This window comes from Burkholderia stagnalis (assembly GCF_039848545.1).
Taxonomy (GTDB): domain Bacteria; phylum Pseudomonadota; class Gammaproteobacteria; order Burkholderiales; family Burkholderiaceae; genus Burkholderia; species Burkholderia stagnalis.
Genome location: NZ_CP156686.1, coordinates 1512705 through 1526194 on the forward strand (window position 1 = coordinate 1512705; position 13490 = coordinate 1526194).

The window sequence follows — 13490 nt, forward strand, 5'->3', positions numbered from 1 at the left end:
GACAGCCATGGTATTCGGCGTAATCGTATGGGTCGCGCTCGCGGCCCTCTTTCCGACGATGGTCGTGCCGACGATCCAGCACGCCGTTGCCCCGTCCAGCGTGACCGTCACGCCGGATGCGCAGCCGAAGGACGCGGCCTCCGGCGCAACGCATGCCGCCGACGCGGCGGCGTCGGGCTGACGGCGGCACGCATCGCCCGCGCCGGCTGTGCCGGCCAGGCCGTCAGCAGTTGCCGGCGCACGGCGGTGCGCTCGACGCTGCGCTTCGGCCATCGACGTATCGGCGTGGCCGCCGCTGCGACGGGCCGCCGCGCGCCGCCGGCGCGCAGACGCAAGGACGAGGCCCTCATTCGCTGCCGCGCACGACGCCGAGCAGCGCCTGCGCGGACGCTTGCCAGCTGAAGCGGCCCGCGTGCGCGACGCCTTGCGCGCGCAACCGCTCGCGCAACGCTGCGTCGTCCATCACGCGCGCGATCGTCGCGGCGATGTCGGCCGCGTCGTAGGCGTCGCAGAACAGTGCCGCGCCGCCGCACACCTCCGGCAGCGCCCCCTCGTGCGAGACGATCACCGGGCAGCCGCTGCGCATCGCCTCGAGCGGCGGCAGCCCGAAACCTTCGTAAAGCGACGGAAAGACGAAACAGCCGGCAGCTTCGTACAGCGCCTTCAGCTCGCCGTCGGTCACATAGCCGGCCCAGGTCACGCGCGGATCGTCGGCGCGCGGCCCGGCCGCCGCTTCGCCGAAGATCTTCGCGTTCGCGCTGCCGGCGATCACGAAACGCATCGCGGGATGCGAGCGGCGCAACAGGGCGATCGCTTCGAGCGCCCGGCCGAGATTCTTGCCGGGCGCCAGCGAACCGACGAACAGCACGTAACCGTCGCGCTCGAGCCGCAGCCGCGACAGCACGCGGGGGTCCGCGTCGATCCGGTCGATGTGATCGACCGCGCCGGGCACGACCGACACGCGCGCGGGCGGCATGCGCAGCCGCGCGGCGATGCGCGCGCGCGAGAAGTGCGACACGGTGACGATGTGCCGCGCGCGGCGCTTCAGGATCGCGAATGCGAGCCGATACCAGACGCGAAACGCGAGCGAATAGCCGGCCGGCAGATCGAAGACCGCCGCGTCGTGAATCAGCAGCACCTGTTCGCGCTTCAGCAGCGGGCCGACGTTGCACAGGCTCAGCAGCGTCCTGCCGCAGGTCGCGCGCGGAAGCGTCCACTGCTCCCACAGCACGCCGCGCAAGCCCGGCGCAACCTGCCGGCGGGCTTGCGCCGGCAGCGCGGCCGGATCGTGAGCGGGCTGCACGACCACCGGCGGCGCGTCGGCGGCGCCGGCGATCCGCGCGAGCTCGGCGGTCAGTTCGTACGCGACGCGCTGCACGCCCGTCATCCGCTGCGACGCGAATTTGCCGTTGATCGCGAGCGCGCGCCCGTGCGTGGTGCGCGCGGACGCGACGACCTCCCGCGGCGCATACGCGTCGTGCGCGCCCTCCCGTTCCCGAATCGACGTTGACATGATCGTGACTGCCCCGATGGCCGCGGCGTGTCTGCACGCCGCCGGACATCCCGCCTCGAGCGGGATGCGCTTTGCTGTGCCATCAGTGTGGGCGGCGCGCGCCGCGCCGTCGGTACGTTCGCTCGCACAACCGCCTTCGGCCTCGATGCGTCGCCGCGCATGCGGCGGCGTCGCGCGTCAGAACGCGTTGCGGCCGACGAAGCCGCGCACGATCGTCAGCAGGATGATCTTGATGTCGAACCAGAAGCTCCAGTTCTGCATGTAGAACAGGTCGAACTTCACGCGGGCGGCCATCGCCTCGACCTTGCGGGTTTCGCCGCGATAGCCGTTGACCTGCGCCCAGCCCGTGATGCCCGGCCGCACCCGGTAGCGATACATGTAGCCGTCGACGAGCCGCCGGTAGAAGTCGTCGTGTTCGATCGCGTGCGGGCGCGGGCCGACCACCGACATCTGCCCGAACAGCACGTTGAAGAACTGCGGGAGCTCGTCGAGCGACGTGCGCCGCAGGAACGCGCCGACGGGCGTGATGCGCGCGTCGTTGCGCGACGCCTGCCGCACGACACCCGGCTGCTGGCGGTGCACGCGCATCGTCCGGAACTTGAGGATCGAGAACTCGCGACCGTCGACGCCCTTGCGGCGCTGCCGGAACAGCACGGGCCCCGGCGACGACAGCTTGACCGCCACCGCCAGCGCCGCGAGCACCGGCAGCAGCGGGACGAGCACGGCAAGCGCGAATGCGCGGTCGAACGCGAACTTTGCCCACAGTTCCGGCGCGGAACGCGGGGTCGTCGCGAGATTGATCGCCGGCATCCCGAGCACGTCGGTCGCGGAACGATCGACGACCGCGACGTGACGCACGTCGGGCAGCAGCCGCAGTTCGACGAACTCGTCGCGCAGCTCGCGCACGATACGCTGGATGCGCCGCTCGTGCGACATCGGCAGCGTCAGCCACACTTCGTCGATCAGGCCGGCGCGGATCCGCGCGCGCAATGCGTTCCAGTCGCCGGTCACGGGCACGCCGCCGATGCAGCGCTCCGCGCCCGCCGCGTCGGCGTCGTCGAACACGCAAACGGGCACGTACGGGCTGTGCGGCGCGAGCCGCATCCGGTCCAGTGCCGCGCGGCCGTATGCGGTCGCGCCGACCAGCGCGACGCGGCGCTGCCCCGCGCGCGGCTCGCCGCGCCGCCACGCGATCGCCAGCAACGCGGCCCTGCCGAGCAACAGGCCCGCGTCGCCCGCGAGTACCGTGCGCACGATCCAGCGCGGCGACACCGTCGCGCCGCGATTCATGATCCACGTCGCGCCCGCGATCGTCAGCACGCTTGCGCATGCGACGGCGATCACGAGCCGCGCCAGCGCGGACCGGCGGCCGTCGCCGGCGGCGCGCGCACGCGGCGTGCCGCGCGGCAGCAGCATCAGCGTCAGCACGCACGACAGCGCGATGGCGCCGCGCTGCCCATCCGTCAGGTCGCACCACGCGAGCCCCGCCCACGCCTGCGCCGCCAGCGCGCCCGCCAGCAGCAGCGCGGCGTCGACGGCCATGACTACCGCGCGCCGCAGCCGGTGCGCGCCGTTCCGTGCCGCGCGCATGGTCATGCCCCGTGCGCCGGGCGGACGCGGCTCGCCTCCGGCGTCCGCGCGCGGAACGGCGTCACGCTCGCACTCTCCTGCGCACCGAGCAGGCCGCGGTAAGCGCTGCGAATCATGTCGTAGCATTCGCAAGCGTGCCGTTCGAGCCCGTCGCGATCGAGCAGCGTGATGCGGCCGCGGCGCTGCCGGATCAGGCCGGCCTCCTGCAGGCACCCGGCCGCTTCCGTCACGCCTTCGCGCCGCACGCCGAGCATGTTGGCGATCGTCTGCTGCGTGACGGCCAGTTCGTCGCCATCGACGCGATCGTGCGCCAGCAGCAGCCAGCGGATGAGCTGCTCGCTGACCGAGTGATGCCGGTTGCACAGCGCGCTGCGCGAGATCTGCACCATCGCCGCCTGGCAATAGTTGAGCAGAAGCCGGTACGTCGCCGGCGAACGTTCGAATTCCGAGCGCATCACGCAGGACGACACGCGGTAGGCCATCCCGCCGATGCGCACCTCGAAGCGGTTCGAGATCGCGCTGCCGCCGATCAGCGCCGACAGGCCGATGAGCCCCTCGCGGCCGACCACGGCGACCTCCACCATCGCGCCGTCCTCCATCAGGTGCAGCACCGACAGCATCGCGGTCGTCGGGAAGTGCATGTAGCGGGCCGGCTCGCCGACCCGGTCGAGCAGGCCGGGTTTGACCCTGACCAGTTCGAGATGCGGCGCGAGCCTGCGGATGCTGTCCTCCGGCAGCGCGTCGAGGATCGCGTTTGACCAATGGCACGATTGAAGATGAAGCATGTCTGTATCCCTGTCTGTCCGCGCTGTCCACATCGCGCGCGGAATTCGTTTTCGTCCTGCGCCTTCGCGCTTTTCCAATAAGCGATTTACGTGCCAATTCCCGCCCATCCTTAATATCTGAATCACGGCGCGATTTATACGGCACGAACATTCGCATGCGGAAAACGAAAAGCGTCGCATTTTCGGACACTACGGCAGGAACCGGACACTGCAACGGATTCGACCGAGCATTGCCGTTGCGCGCATCGCGCGCGTCGCGAACGCCGCGCGCGCCGCCATTTCAAACACTTACATCGGCATGACGATTGTTTCCGCGACCACGCCGGCGGCGGCCGCACACCGTGCCGCAACGCGCCTGGCGTTCGAAACTGTCTCAAAACTGAAGCGGCGCGCGTGCCGCGGCCAATGTAGGATGGCGCACATATCGCACCTATCCGCATGATTTGATTGATAACCCGCACCGGCTCCGGTCATTTGTCAGATCATCTTTAAATCATCCATCACTGACAATTACGACAGGAGACGCTTTGCATCAGATTGATTCCTGAACAATGGGTCGCATACAAAAATCCGCATGCATTCAATTTCATTCACGAGCAAATTCCGCGAATCCCGGTGTAACCCATTCAATAATCCGATCACGGTTTAAATCGTCAAACTTTGTGAAATGACGCGCGATGCAAATGACAAAAACATTCAACGTGTTAGCGTTTTAGTCGCCATCGGCATTCGAATATCTCCATAACGCCGTGCGACGCGCGTGGTGCCTCGATTTGCGATGGCCGCCGCGACGACACGCGAGCTCAACCGTACGAGGATGCGTCGTGATACATCAGGCACATGAAGTCGCCGCGCCGGCCAGCGGCGTGATCGAGCTGTCGCCCAGCTTCGATGCGAACCGGTTCCTTGCCGCGCTCGACCGCGAGGACCGCGTCGCGCTCGCGAGCCATCTGAAGCTCGTCCACGTGAAATCGGGCCAGGTGCTCTGCGAGCCCGGCGATACGCTCCCCGCCGTCTATCTGCCGGTTACGACCGCGGTGTCGCTGCAGTACGTGTCGTCCGGCGGCATGACGCTCGAAGTAGCCGAAATCGGCAGCGAAGGCATCGTCTGCGACGAGGTGATCGGCGGCAGCGGCACGATGCCGTGCCGCGCCGTCGCCTGCCGCGACGGCTTCGCGTATCGGCTCGACCCGCACGCGTTCGCGGCCGCGTTCGACGCGTCCGCCGTGATTCGCCACCTGCTGTTCGTCTGCCTGCGGCTGTTGATCGCACAGGTGTCGCAGATCACGTTCTGCAGCCGTCATCATGTGCTCAAACATCAGTTATGCAGATGGTTCCTGCTCGCGTACGACCGCTCGCGCAGCATCGAGATCCAGGTCACGCACAGCATGCTCGCGCAGATGCTCGGCGTGCGGCGCGAGACCATCACGGACGCCGCGGGCGAGATCCAGAAGCTCGGCCTGATCCGGCAATACCGGAGTTCGATCGAGCTCGCGGATCTGCCGGGCCTCGACCGCATGGCGTGCGGCTGCCGCGGCCTCGTGCGCGACGAGATGAAGCGCATCCTGTCGGCCGACACGGGCGTGCCCGCCGCGTCGCGCAGTTGATCCGGATCGTGACGCACCCGCGCGCGCGCGGAGCGGTCAACCGATTGTAGGGTGACGAACAGAACGCGGCGGCGGCGAATGGTCTACTGAAGCCGGACTGCCGGGGCGATGGCGGCGCGGCGCGCCGCGTCGGTCCCGTGCGGAGGACACCACGCACGCCGGAGCCGCACGTGAAACACGAAATCAGGGAAATACTCAAGCAGGTTGCCCACCTCGAGGCCGCCGTCGATACGATCGGCGACGCCGACGACCTGTACGACGCGGGCCTTTCGTCGCTCGACACGATCCAGCTGATGCTCGCGCTCGAAAGGCAGTTCGACGTCGAGATTCCCGACGAGATGCTCAACCGCCAGCTGTTCCGCAGTATCGACACGCTCGCCGACGCCATCGCGACGCTCCGGCGCGCCGCGCATTCGGCATGAACGGTCTGCTTCCGGAAGTCGCGACCGGCGACGGCGCGCGCGGGCTCGACGAGGCCGCGCGCGCCGTCGCGCAGGTCGCCGCGCAGCACGCGGACGCAGTCGACCGCGACGCGCGCTGCCCGGTCGAAGCGATCGAGGCGATGCGCGCGCGGCGCCTGCTGGGCGCGCTGGTGCCCGTCCGGCTCGGCGGCGCGGGCGCGTCGCTGGCAGACGTCGCGTCCGCCTGCGCGATCCTCGGCCAGGGCTGCGCATCGGCGGCGATGGTGTTCGCGATGCATCAGATCCAGGTCGCATGCATCGTCGATCATGCGCTCGACGACGTCTGGCACAAGCTGTTCCTGCAGCAGCTCGCGCGGCATCAGTGGCTGCTCGCGTCCGCGACGTCGGAGGACGGCGTCGGCGGCAACCTGCGCGCGAGCCAGTGCGCGCTCGAGACCGACGGCGACGGGTTCCGGCTGCTGAAGCACGCGCCGACGATCTCCTACGGCGAGTACGCGGACGGGATTCTCGCGACCGCGCGGCGCGACGCGCACGCGGCGCCGTCCGATCAGGTGCTCGTCACGCTGCTGCGCGACGGCTATACGCTGACGCGCAGCAGCGACTGGGACACGCTCGGCATGCGCGGCACCTGCAGCAGCGGCTTCGCGCTCGACGCGCGCGGCGCGGCCGTGCAATGCCTGTCCGCGCCGTTCTCGCGAATCGCCGAACAGACGATGGTGCCGGTATCGCACATCCTGTGGGCGTCGGTCTGGATCGGCGTCGCGCAGGACGCGTTCAATCGCGCGCACCAGTTCTTCCGCGCGCAGATGCGCAGGACCGACGGCGCGCCGTCCCCCGCGTCGCGGCGCATCGCCGAAGCGCTCGAGCAGATGCAGGCGATGCAGGCCCGCGTCGACCGCGTGCTGCGCCTGCATGCGCTCGCGTGCACGCGCTCGTGGTCCGACGGCATGGCGTGGGCCGCCGAGATCAATACGCTGAAAACCTACGTGTCGACGACGGCGCTCGACGTCGCGCACCAGGCGCTGATGATTTGCGGCATGGCCGGCTACAAGCACGGCACGCCGTTCAGCGTCGGCCGGCACATCCGTGACCTGCACGCGGCGCCGCTGATGATCAGCAACGACCGCATCGCCGCCAATACATCGAGCCTGCTGCTCGCGCTGCGTCCCGCGACGCTGGAGAAACTTCCGTGAACGATCGCCTTTCCTCCTTGCCCCCCGCCTCGGCCGCGCCCGCCGGCGCGCCGCTCGACCGCGCCGGCGCCAATCCGCTGCGCGACGCGCTGATCGACGCCGGGCTGCTGGTCTCCACCGGCGTGCAGGGCCTGTTCGGCCGCAGCGAGCGCTTCGAGCGCGTCGTCGAGGCGCTCGATGCGCTCGTCACGCGCGTCGGCGCCGACCAGCAGGCGGAGGTGCTGCGCTTCCCGCCGGCGATGAGCCGGCTCGAATTCGAGCGCAGCGAGTACATGAAAAGCTTCCCGCAGCTCGCGGGCACCGTTCATGCATTCTGCGGCGGCGAACACGAGCAGCAGCGCGTGCTGCAGTGCCTCGATCGCGGCGAGGACTGGAGCGGCTGCCAGAAGCCGACCTACGTCGTGATGACGCCGGCCGCGTGCTATCCCGTCTACCCCGTCGTCGCGCGCGCGGGCGCGCTGCCCGGGGACGGGCGGCTCATCGACGTGTTCTCGTACTGCTTCCGCCACGAGCCGTCGCTCGATCCGACCCGCATGCAGTTGTTCCGGATGCGCGAGTTCGTGCGGATCGGCACGCCCGAGCAGATCGTCGCGTTCCGCCGGACCTGGATGGAGCGCGGCGCGCGGATGATCGACGCGCTGCGCCTGCCCAACGCGATCGATCTGGCCAACGACCCGTTCTTCGGGCGCGGCGGCAAGATCGTCGCGCACAGCCAGCGCGAGCAGAACCTGAAGTTCGAGCTGCTGGTGCCGATCGAGCACGACGGCCGGCAGACGGCCTGCCTGAGCTTCAATTACCACATGGATCATTTCGGCGAGCTGTGGGGCATCCGCACCGCGACGGGCGACGTCGCGCACACGGGCTGCGTCGGCTTCGGGCTCGAGCGGCTGACGCTCGCGCTGTTCCGCCATCACGGCTTCGACCTCGACGCGTGGCCGCACGACGTGCGCGACGTGCTGTGGGGCGCGCGATGACGCTCGTCTCTCACGACGGCGGCGACGCGTCGTTCGACGACGTGCGCCATCGCGCGCGCCACTACCGGGCGCATCCGCTGCACGGGCAGGAGATGGTGTGGAAGCAGACCAACTGCTACGTCGACATGTGGCTCGAAGTGCTGCGCTGGTGGGGTTTCAATCCGTACGCGGCGCTGCCGTTCACGCTCGCGCTCGATTTCGAGGGCGACCAGTTCACGTTCTTCAAGTTTCCGCATGACGAGCTGGAGCGGCTCTACGGCATCGTCGTGCAGGAACATTCGATCTACGAGCCGCTCGACCGCCATATCGAAACGCAGGTCGCGCGCGGCCACCTGATGATCGTCGAAGTGGACGCGTGGTTCCTGCCCGACACGCACGGCATCAGCTACCGCGCCCAGCATACGAAGACGACCATCGGCATCGACGCGATCGATCGCGGGCACCGGCAGCTCGGCTATTTTCACAACAGCGGCTATTACGTGGCCGACGGCCTCGATTACGACGGGCTCGTCGGCCACGGCTCGGCGATGGCGCTGCCGCCCTACGTCGAGTGCGCGAAGCGGCGTTTCGCACCGCTGGCGGAACGTGCGCTCTGCGAAGCATCGCTCGACGCGCTGCAACGCCAACTGCGCCGCGTGCCGGCAGTCAATCCGATCGCCGCGTTCCGCCGCCAGCTCCGGATCGACGCGCGCACGCTCGCCGACGCGCCGCTCGAGCGCTTCCACGCGTACTCGTTCAATTCGGTGCGGCAGCTCGGCGCCAACTTCGAGCTGTTCGGCCACTATGCGCGCTGGCTGCAGGCCAGTGGCTGCACCGGCCCGTTCGCCGACCTCCGCGCGGCCTGCGAGCGCATCGCGAACGAGGCCATGGTGCTCGAATTCCGGCTCGCGCGCGCATGCTCGCGCGGCAAGGAGGAGCACGGCGACAGCTCGCTCGAAGCGATCGAGGCGGCGTACCGCGACCTGGTCGACTGCGCGCGCCGGATCGCGCCGCCGCGTCACGCCGCCGCGCCGGTGCGCGACGACACGGTTCGCGTGACGCCGATCGCCCGGTGAGTCGCGCGATGGACACCATCGCGTGGTCGCTGCGGGCGACGCCGGCCGGCGCCGCCCGCACACCGGCCGACCTCGGCGCGGCCGGCGACTGGATCGCGGCGCCGGTGCCCGGCACGGTCGCACAGGCGCTCGCGCAGGCGGGCCGGCTCGACACGGCGGGCGCGCTCGCCGAGCGCGACTACTGGTATCGCACCACGCTGCGCGGACACGGGCCGCGCGTGCTGCGCTTCCACGGCCTCGCGACCGTCGCCGAGGCCTGGCTCGACGAGACGCCGCTCCTGCGCTCGGACAGCATGTTCGTCTCGCATGACGTGGCCGTCGCGCTCGACGGCTCGCACCGGCTGACGCTCTGCTTCCGCGCGCTGGGCCCGCATCTGCGCGACCTGCGCACGCCGCAGCGCGCGCGCTGGCGCACGCGGCTCGCCGAGCCGGCCGCGCTGCGCGCCGTGCGGACCTCGCTGTTCGGCCACATGCCGGGCTGGTTTCCGCCCCACCCGCCGATCGGCCCGTGGCGGCCGGTCGACGTGCTGGACCCGGCCGCCGGCCCCGTGATCGCCCGCTGCGACCTGTTTGCCAGCATCGACGGCGAGACAGGCCGGCTCGACGCGGAGCTGGCGTTCTCGTCGCCATTGCCCGACGCGCTCGTCGCGCGCCTGTCGTGCGGCGAACACCACGCAACGCTCGAACGCGCCGGCGCCGACCGGCTGCGCGCGAGCGTGACGCTGCCGCGCGTGCGCCGCTGGTGGCCGCATACGCACGGCGAGCCGGCGCTGTACGACATCGCGCTGCATCTGGACGGCGCGCGGCGCGCGCTCGGCGCGACCGGCTTTCGCACGATCGAGCCGGAACCGGGCGACGACGGGCTCGGTTTCGGGCTGCGCGTCAACGGCGTGCCGGTCTTCGCGCGCGGCGCCTGCTGGAGCAGCGCCGCGCCGCTCGCGCTTCACGCGGACGACGCGACCTACCGGCACCTGCTCGAACAGGCGCGCGACGCCGGCTTCAACATGATCCGCGTCGGCGGCACGATGACCTACGAGGCCGATGCGTTCCATGCGTGGTGCGACCGGCTCGGCCTGCTGGTCTGGCAGGACTTCATGTTCGCGAACTTCGACTACGCGCTGGCCGCGCCGTCGTTCGACGACGCCGTCCGGCTCGAGGCCGAACAGTTCCTGACACGCCGGCGCGCATCCCCGTCGCTCGCGGTGCTGTGCGGCGGCAGCGAGATCGCGCAGCAGGCCGCCATGTCGGGCCTCGCGCCGAAGCAGCGGTTCGTGGCGCTGACCGCCGAGCAGCTGGCGGGCCACGCGGCGGCGCTGCGCCCCGACGTGCCATACCTGCCCGACACGCCCGACGGCGGCGTCCTGCCGTTTGTGCCGCGCGAACGCGTGTCGCATTACTACGGCGTCGGCGCCTACCTGCGCCCGCTCGACGACGCGCGCCGCGCCGACGTGCGCTTCGCCAGCGAATGCCTCGCGTTCGCCAACCTGCCGTGCGACGCGGCGCTCGACGAACTCGGCCGGCCCGGCACGCATGAGCCGTGCTGGAAGCAGGGCGTGCCGCGCGACCCCGGCGCGTCATGGGATTTCGACGACGTCCGCGATCACTATCTGCATGCGCTGTACGCCGTCGAGCCCGGCCGGCTGCGACGCGAGAACCCGGCGCGCTATGTCGAGCTGTCGCGCGCGGTGCTTGCCGACGTGATGCGCGACACCTTCTCCGAATGGCGGCGCGCGGGCTCGCGCTGCGCGGGCGCCCTCGTCTGGCAGTTCCAGGACGTGCGGCCCGGCGCGGGATGGGGCATCGTCGATGCGGCGCACCGGCCGAAATCGGTCTGGCATGCGCTGCGCCAGGTGCTGCAGCCGGTGCAGATCCTGCTGGTCGACGAAGGCCTGAACGGGCTCGACGTGCACGTGATCAACGAGCGCCCGGCGCCGCTGTCGGCCGCCGTCGAGCTGATCGCGCTGCGCGACGGCCGCACGCCGGTCGCGCGGGCCGGCCGCGCGATCCGCGTGGCCGCGCACGATGCGCTCCGGCTCGGGTCGGCCGACCTGCTCGGCCGCTTCTTCGACTGGACCTATGCGTACCGGTTCGGCCCCTGCGAGCACGACGCCGTCGTCGCGACCTTGCGCGGCGACGACGGCGCGATCCTGTCGCAGGCGTTCCATTTTCCGTCCCGCACCCACCCCGCCGTGTTCGCGCGCCGCGACCTCGGGCTCGAAGCCTGCGTGTCGCGCACGGACGGCGCCTGGGCCGTCGACATCGCGACCCGCCATCTCGCGCGGCACGTGCAGATCCTCGCGCCGGGCTTCGTGCCGCGCGACGACTGGTTTCACGTCGCGCCCGGCATGCCGGCGCGCGTCGCGCTCGCGCCGCTCGATGCCGCGCAGCGCGACGCCGATGCGCACATGCCGCCGCCGGTCGAGATCCGCGCCGTCAATTCCGGCCCGACCATCCGCGCGAAGCCGGCCGCGTGACGCGGCGGCACGCATGCGCCGCCGGCCCGTTCAGTCCGACGATCCGGTACGGCGCGGCCGCTCGATCCCGTACGCCTCCATCCAGCGATAGAGCGTCGCGCGCGACACGCCGAGTTCGCGCGCCGACACGGCGATGCGCCCGCGCGTGCGCAGCAGCGCGAGTTCGATCGCCTCGCGCTCGATCGTCTTGCGGATGTCGGCGACGGACGGCGACGCCGCGTCGAGACAGTATTCGAGTTCGAGATCGCGCGCGGTGATCAGCCGCCCTTCGGTCATCACCACTGCACGGCGCACGCGATTGATCAGCTCGCGGACGTTGCCGGGCCAGTCGTGCTTGTAGAGCGCGGTGATCGCATCCGTCGAGAATCCGCGCACGCGATGGCGCGCATCGCCCCTGAAGCGCTCGAGCATGTGGTGCGCGAGCAGTTCGATGTCCTTGCCGCGCGAGCGCAGCGGCGGCTGGTCGATGCGCATCACGCAGAGCCGGTGGAACAGGTCGGCGCGAAAGCGCCCCTCCTCCATCGCATCGCGCAGATCGACGTGCGTCGCCGACACGATCCGCACATCGACCGGCACCGGATCGCTGCCGCCGAGCCGGTGAATCGCGCGCGCCTGCACGAAGCGCAGCAGGCTCGCCTGGCTGTCGTGCGGCAGGTCGCCGATTTCGTCGAGCAGCAGCGTGCCGCCGTTCGCGGCCTCCACGTAGCCGATCTTGCGGGCGTGCGCGCCGGTAAACGCGCCGCGCTCGTAGCCGAACAGCTCCGACTGCAGCAGATCGGGCGGAATCGCGCCGCAGTTGACCGCGACGAACGGGCCGTTGCGCCGCTCGGAGTGACGATGGATCGCGAGCGCGGTCAGTTCCTTGCCGGTGCCGGTCTCGCCGAACACGAACACCGGCGCGTCCGTGCCCGCGAAGCGCCGCACCGTGTCGAACAGCCGGAGCATCGCGCTGCAGGTGCCGACGATGCCGTGCTCGGACACGTCGGGACGTTCCTGGTCGTGCATGAACAGGCACTCCATCCCGTACGCGTGGCCGACCGTTTCGGCGATCCGCTGATGCGACGCCGGCAGCGTGATGTAGTCGAAACAGTAGTCGCGCAGCAGCGCGCGCACAGTCGGCGACGCGGTCTGTCCCGCGTCGACCAGCGCGACCCAGACGACGTCGCGCATCGACGCGCACGTCGACGCAATCGCGCCGATCGCGTCCGCGTGGCCGCCGCTGAGATCGAGAATGCCGCACGTGATTTCATCGGTGCGCTCGCGCAGCAGTTCGCTCGCGTGCGCGACGACCGTGACTTTCCAGTCGCGCCGCGCAAGCTCCTTGCGCAGGATCACCGAAGGCGCCTGCGTCCAGTAAATCAGCGGACGCTGCCCGGCAGACCTTCCCCCGCCGCCGCCCTTGTCGCGCGTTATTGGCCTATTCATGACGAACCATCGCTTTCTCTACTCCGTGAACCTGCTTCGCGCTACGCCGGCGGCATGGGGGCCGCACGCGCCACGGTTCCGGAGTACGAGCCGGCTGTCGTCCGGTCCCGCTGTCATCGGCCCCGGCGGAACGCATCCGCCCCGGGCCACCCCGTCCTGCCTGTCATGCGGCACGCCGTCGGCACGGACACGCCATCGAAGCCGGCCGCCGTCCGCTCGCGCATTGCTGCGTGCAACGACTGCGCGGGCCACCCGAGCCGGATGACGGTCGGCCGGATAAGCCAGCGCGGCCACCTCATTTCGTTCTTTAACAAATTTACACGCCGTTTCCAGATCGGTTGTTACCAAACGATAAACATCGAATCTTTCGGTTACGTGCGGCCTGATCGGGAAGCGCGTGCTTTAGCAATGCAGCATTGATTATCCACGACCGATCACGTCGATCGGTGGCC

Annotated in this window: 11 protein-coding genes; 7 read left to right on the plus strand and 4 right to left on the minus strand. The window is 70.0% G+C overall.

What is annotated here, in order from left to right; all coding sequences use genetic code 11:
* Positions 1 to 7: 7 nt before the first annotated feature.
* Positions 8 to 181: a hypothetical protein gene (locus ABFO07_RS23480; RefSeq protein ID WP_170304067.1), complete on the plus strand. Its 174-nt coding sequence runs from the start codon at positions 8 to 10 to the stop codon at positions 179 to 181.
* A 165-nt stretch (positions 182 to 346) separates the two neighbouring features.
* Here ABFO07_RS23480 and ABFO07_RS23485 read toward each other — a convergent pair whose 3' ends face one another.
* The 3 genes from ABFO07_RS23485 to ABFO07_RS23495 form a co-directional block, all read right to left on the minus strand.
* Positions 347 to 1513, minus strand: a complete 1167-nt coding sequence (locus tag ABFO07_RS23485; protein WP_059910763.1) for a glycosyltransferase family 4 protein — start codon at positions 1511 to 1513, stop codon at positions 347 to 349.
* A 177-nt stretch (positions 1514 to 1690) separates the two neighbouring features.
* Positions 1691 to 3109, minus strand: a complete 1419-nt coding sequence (locus ABFO07_RS23490) for an undecaprenyl-phosphate glucose phosphotransferase (RefSeq protein ID WP_124490961.1) — start codon at positions 3107 to 3109, stop codon at positions 1691 to 1693.
* Positions 3106 to 3888: a Crp/Fnr family transcriptional regulator gene (locus ABFO07_RS23495; RefSeq protein WP_060013547.1), complete on the minus strand. Its 783-nt coding sequence runs from the start codon at positions 3886 to 3888 to the stop codon at positions 3106 to 3108. The genes ABFO07_RS23490 and ABFO07_RS23495 overlap by 4 nt, the downstream gene beginning before the upstream one ends.
* An 824-nt stretch (positions 3889 to 4712) precedes the next feature.
* Between ABFO07_RS23495 and ABFO07_RS23500 the strand changes: the two genes are divergently transcribed.
* The 6 genes from ABFO07_RS23500 (at position 4713) to ABFO07_RS23525 (ending at position 11613) form a co-directional block, all read left to right on the plus strand.
* Positions 4713 to 5495 (plus strand): Crp/Fnr family transcriptional regulator, encoded by a 783-nt coding sequence (locus ABFO07_RS23500; protein ID WP_059808016.1) that lies wholly within the window; start codon positions 4713 to 4715, stop codon positions 5493 to 5495.
* A gap of 170 nt (positions 5496 to 5665) precedes the next feature.
* Positions 5666 to 5917 (plus strand): acyl carrier protein, encoded by a 252-nt coding sequence (locus tag ABFO07_RS23505; protein ID WP_059808019.1) that lies wholly within the window; start codon positions 5666 to 5668, stop codon positions 5915 to 5917.
* Complete coding sequence (locus tag ABFO07_RS23510) at positions 5914 to 7110, plus strand: acyl-CoA dehydrogenase family protein (RefSeq protein WP_059882968.1); 1197 nt, start codon at positions 5914 to 5916, stop codon at positions 7108 to 7110. The genes ABFO07_RS23505 and ABFO07_RS23510 overlap by 4 nt, the downstream gene beginning before the upstream one ends.
* Positions 7107 to 8084: an amino acid--[acyl-carrier-protein] ligase gene (locus tag ABFO07_RS23515; RefSeq protein ID WP_060013549.1), complete on the plus strand. Its 978-nt coding sequence runs from the start codon at positions 7107 to 7109 to the stop codon at positions 8082 to 8084. Before ABFO07_RS23510 ends, ABFO07_RS23515 begins: the two co-directional genes overlap by 4 nt.
* On the plus strand, positions 8081 to 9139 hold the full coding sequence (locus tag ABFO07_RS23520; RefSeq protein ID WP_059923132.1) for a DUF1839 family protein: 1059 nt from the start codon (positions 8081 to 8083) through the stop codon (positions 9137 to 9139). The genes ABFO07_RS23515 and ABFO07_RS23520 overlap by 4 nt, the downstream gene beginning before the upstream one ends.
* Before the next feature lie 8 nt (positions 9140 to 9147).
* Positions 9148 to 11613, plus strand: coding sequence for a glycoside hydrolase family 2 protein (locus ABFO07_RS23525; RefSeq protein WP_347469646.1), 2466 nt, complete (start codon positions 9148 to 9150; stop codon positions 11611 to 11613).
* 30 nt (positions 11614 to 11643) lie between these two features.
* On the opposite strand, the gene ABFO07_RS23530 is transcribed toward ABFO07_RS23525, so the two are convergent.
* A complete protein-coding gene (locus tag ABFO07_RS23530) occupies positions 11644 to 13038 on the minus strand; it encodes a sigma-54 dependent transcriptional regulator (protein ID WP_059808030.1) in 1395 nt (464 codons plus the stop codon).
* Positions 13039 to 13490 lie beyond the last annotated feature (452 nt).

What these genes read in the sequence shown, in the direction of transcription:
- ABFO07_RS23480 (WP_170304067.1), top strand. Translation starts at nt 8, where the DNA reads ATGGTATTCGGCGTAATCGTATGGGTCGCGCTCGCGGCCCTCTTTCCG.
- ABFO07_RS23485 (WP_059910763.1), bottom strand. Translation starts at nt 1,513, where the DNA reads ATGTCAACGTCGATTCGGGAACGGGAGGGCGCGCACGACGCGTATGCG.
- ABFO07_RS23490 (WP_124490961.1), bottom strand. Translation starts at nt 3,109, where the DNA reads ATGACCATGCGCGCGGCACGGAACGGCGCGCACCGGCTGCGGCGCGCG.
- ABFO07_RS23495 (WP_060013547.1), bottom strand. Translation starts at nt 3,888, where the DNA reads ATGCTTCATCTTCAATCGTGCCATTGGTCAAACGCGATCCTCGACGCG.
- ABFO07_RS23510 (WP_059882968.1), top strand. Translation starts at nt 5,914, where the DNA reads ATGAACGGTCTGCTTCCGGAAGTCGCGACCGGCGACGGCGCGCGCGGG.
- ABFO07_RS23520 (WP_059923132.1), top strand. Translation starts at nt 8,081, where the DNA reads ATGACGCTCGTCTCTCACGACGGCGGCGACGCGTCGTTCGACGACGTG.
- ABFO07_RS23525 (WP_347469646.1), top strand. Translation starts at nt 9,148, where the DNA reads ATGGACACCATCGCGTGGTCGCTGCGGGCGACGCCGGCCGGCGCCGCC.
- ABFO07_RS23530 (WP_059808030.1), bottom strand. Translation starts at nt 13,038, where the DNA reads ATGAATAGGCCAATAACGCGCGACAAGGGCGGCGGCGGGGGAAGGTCT.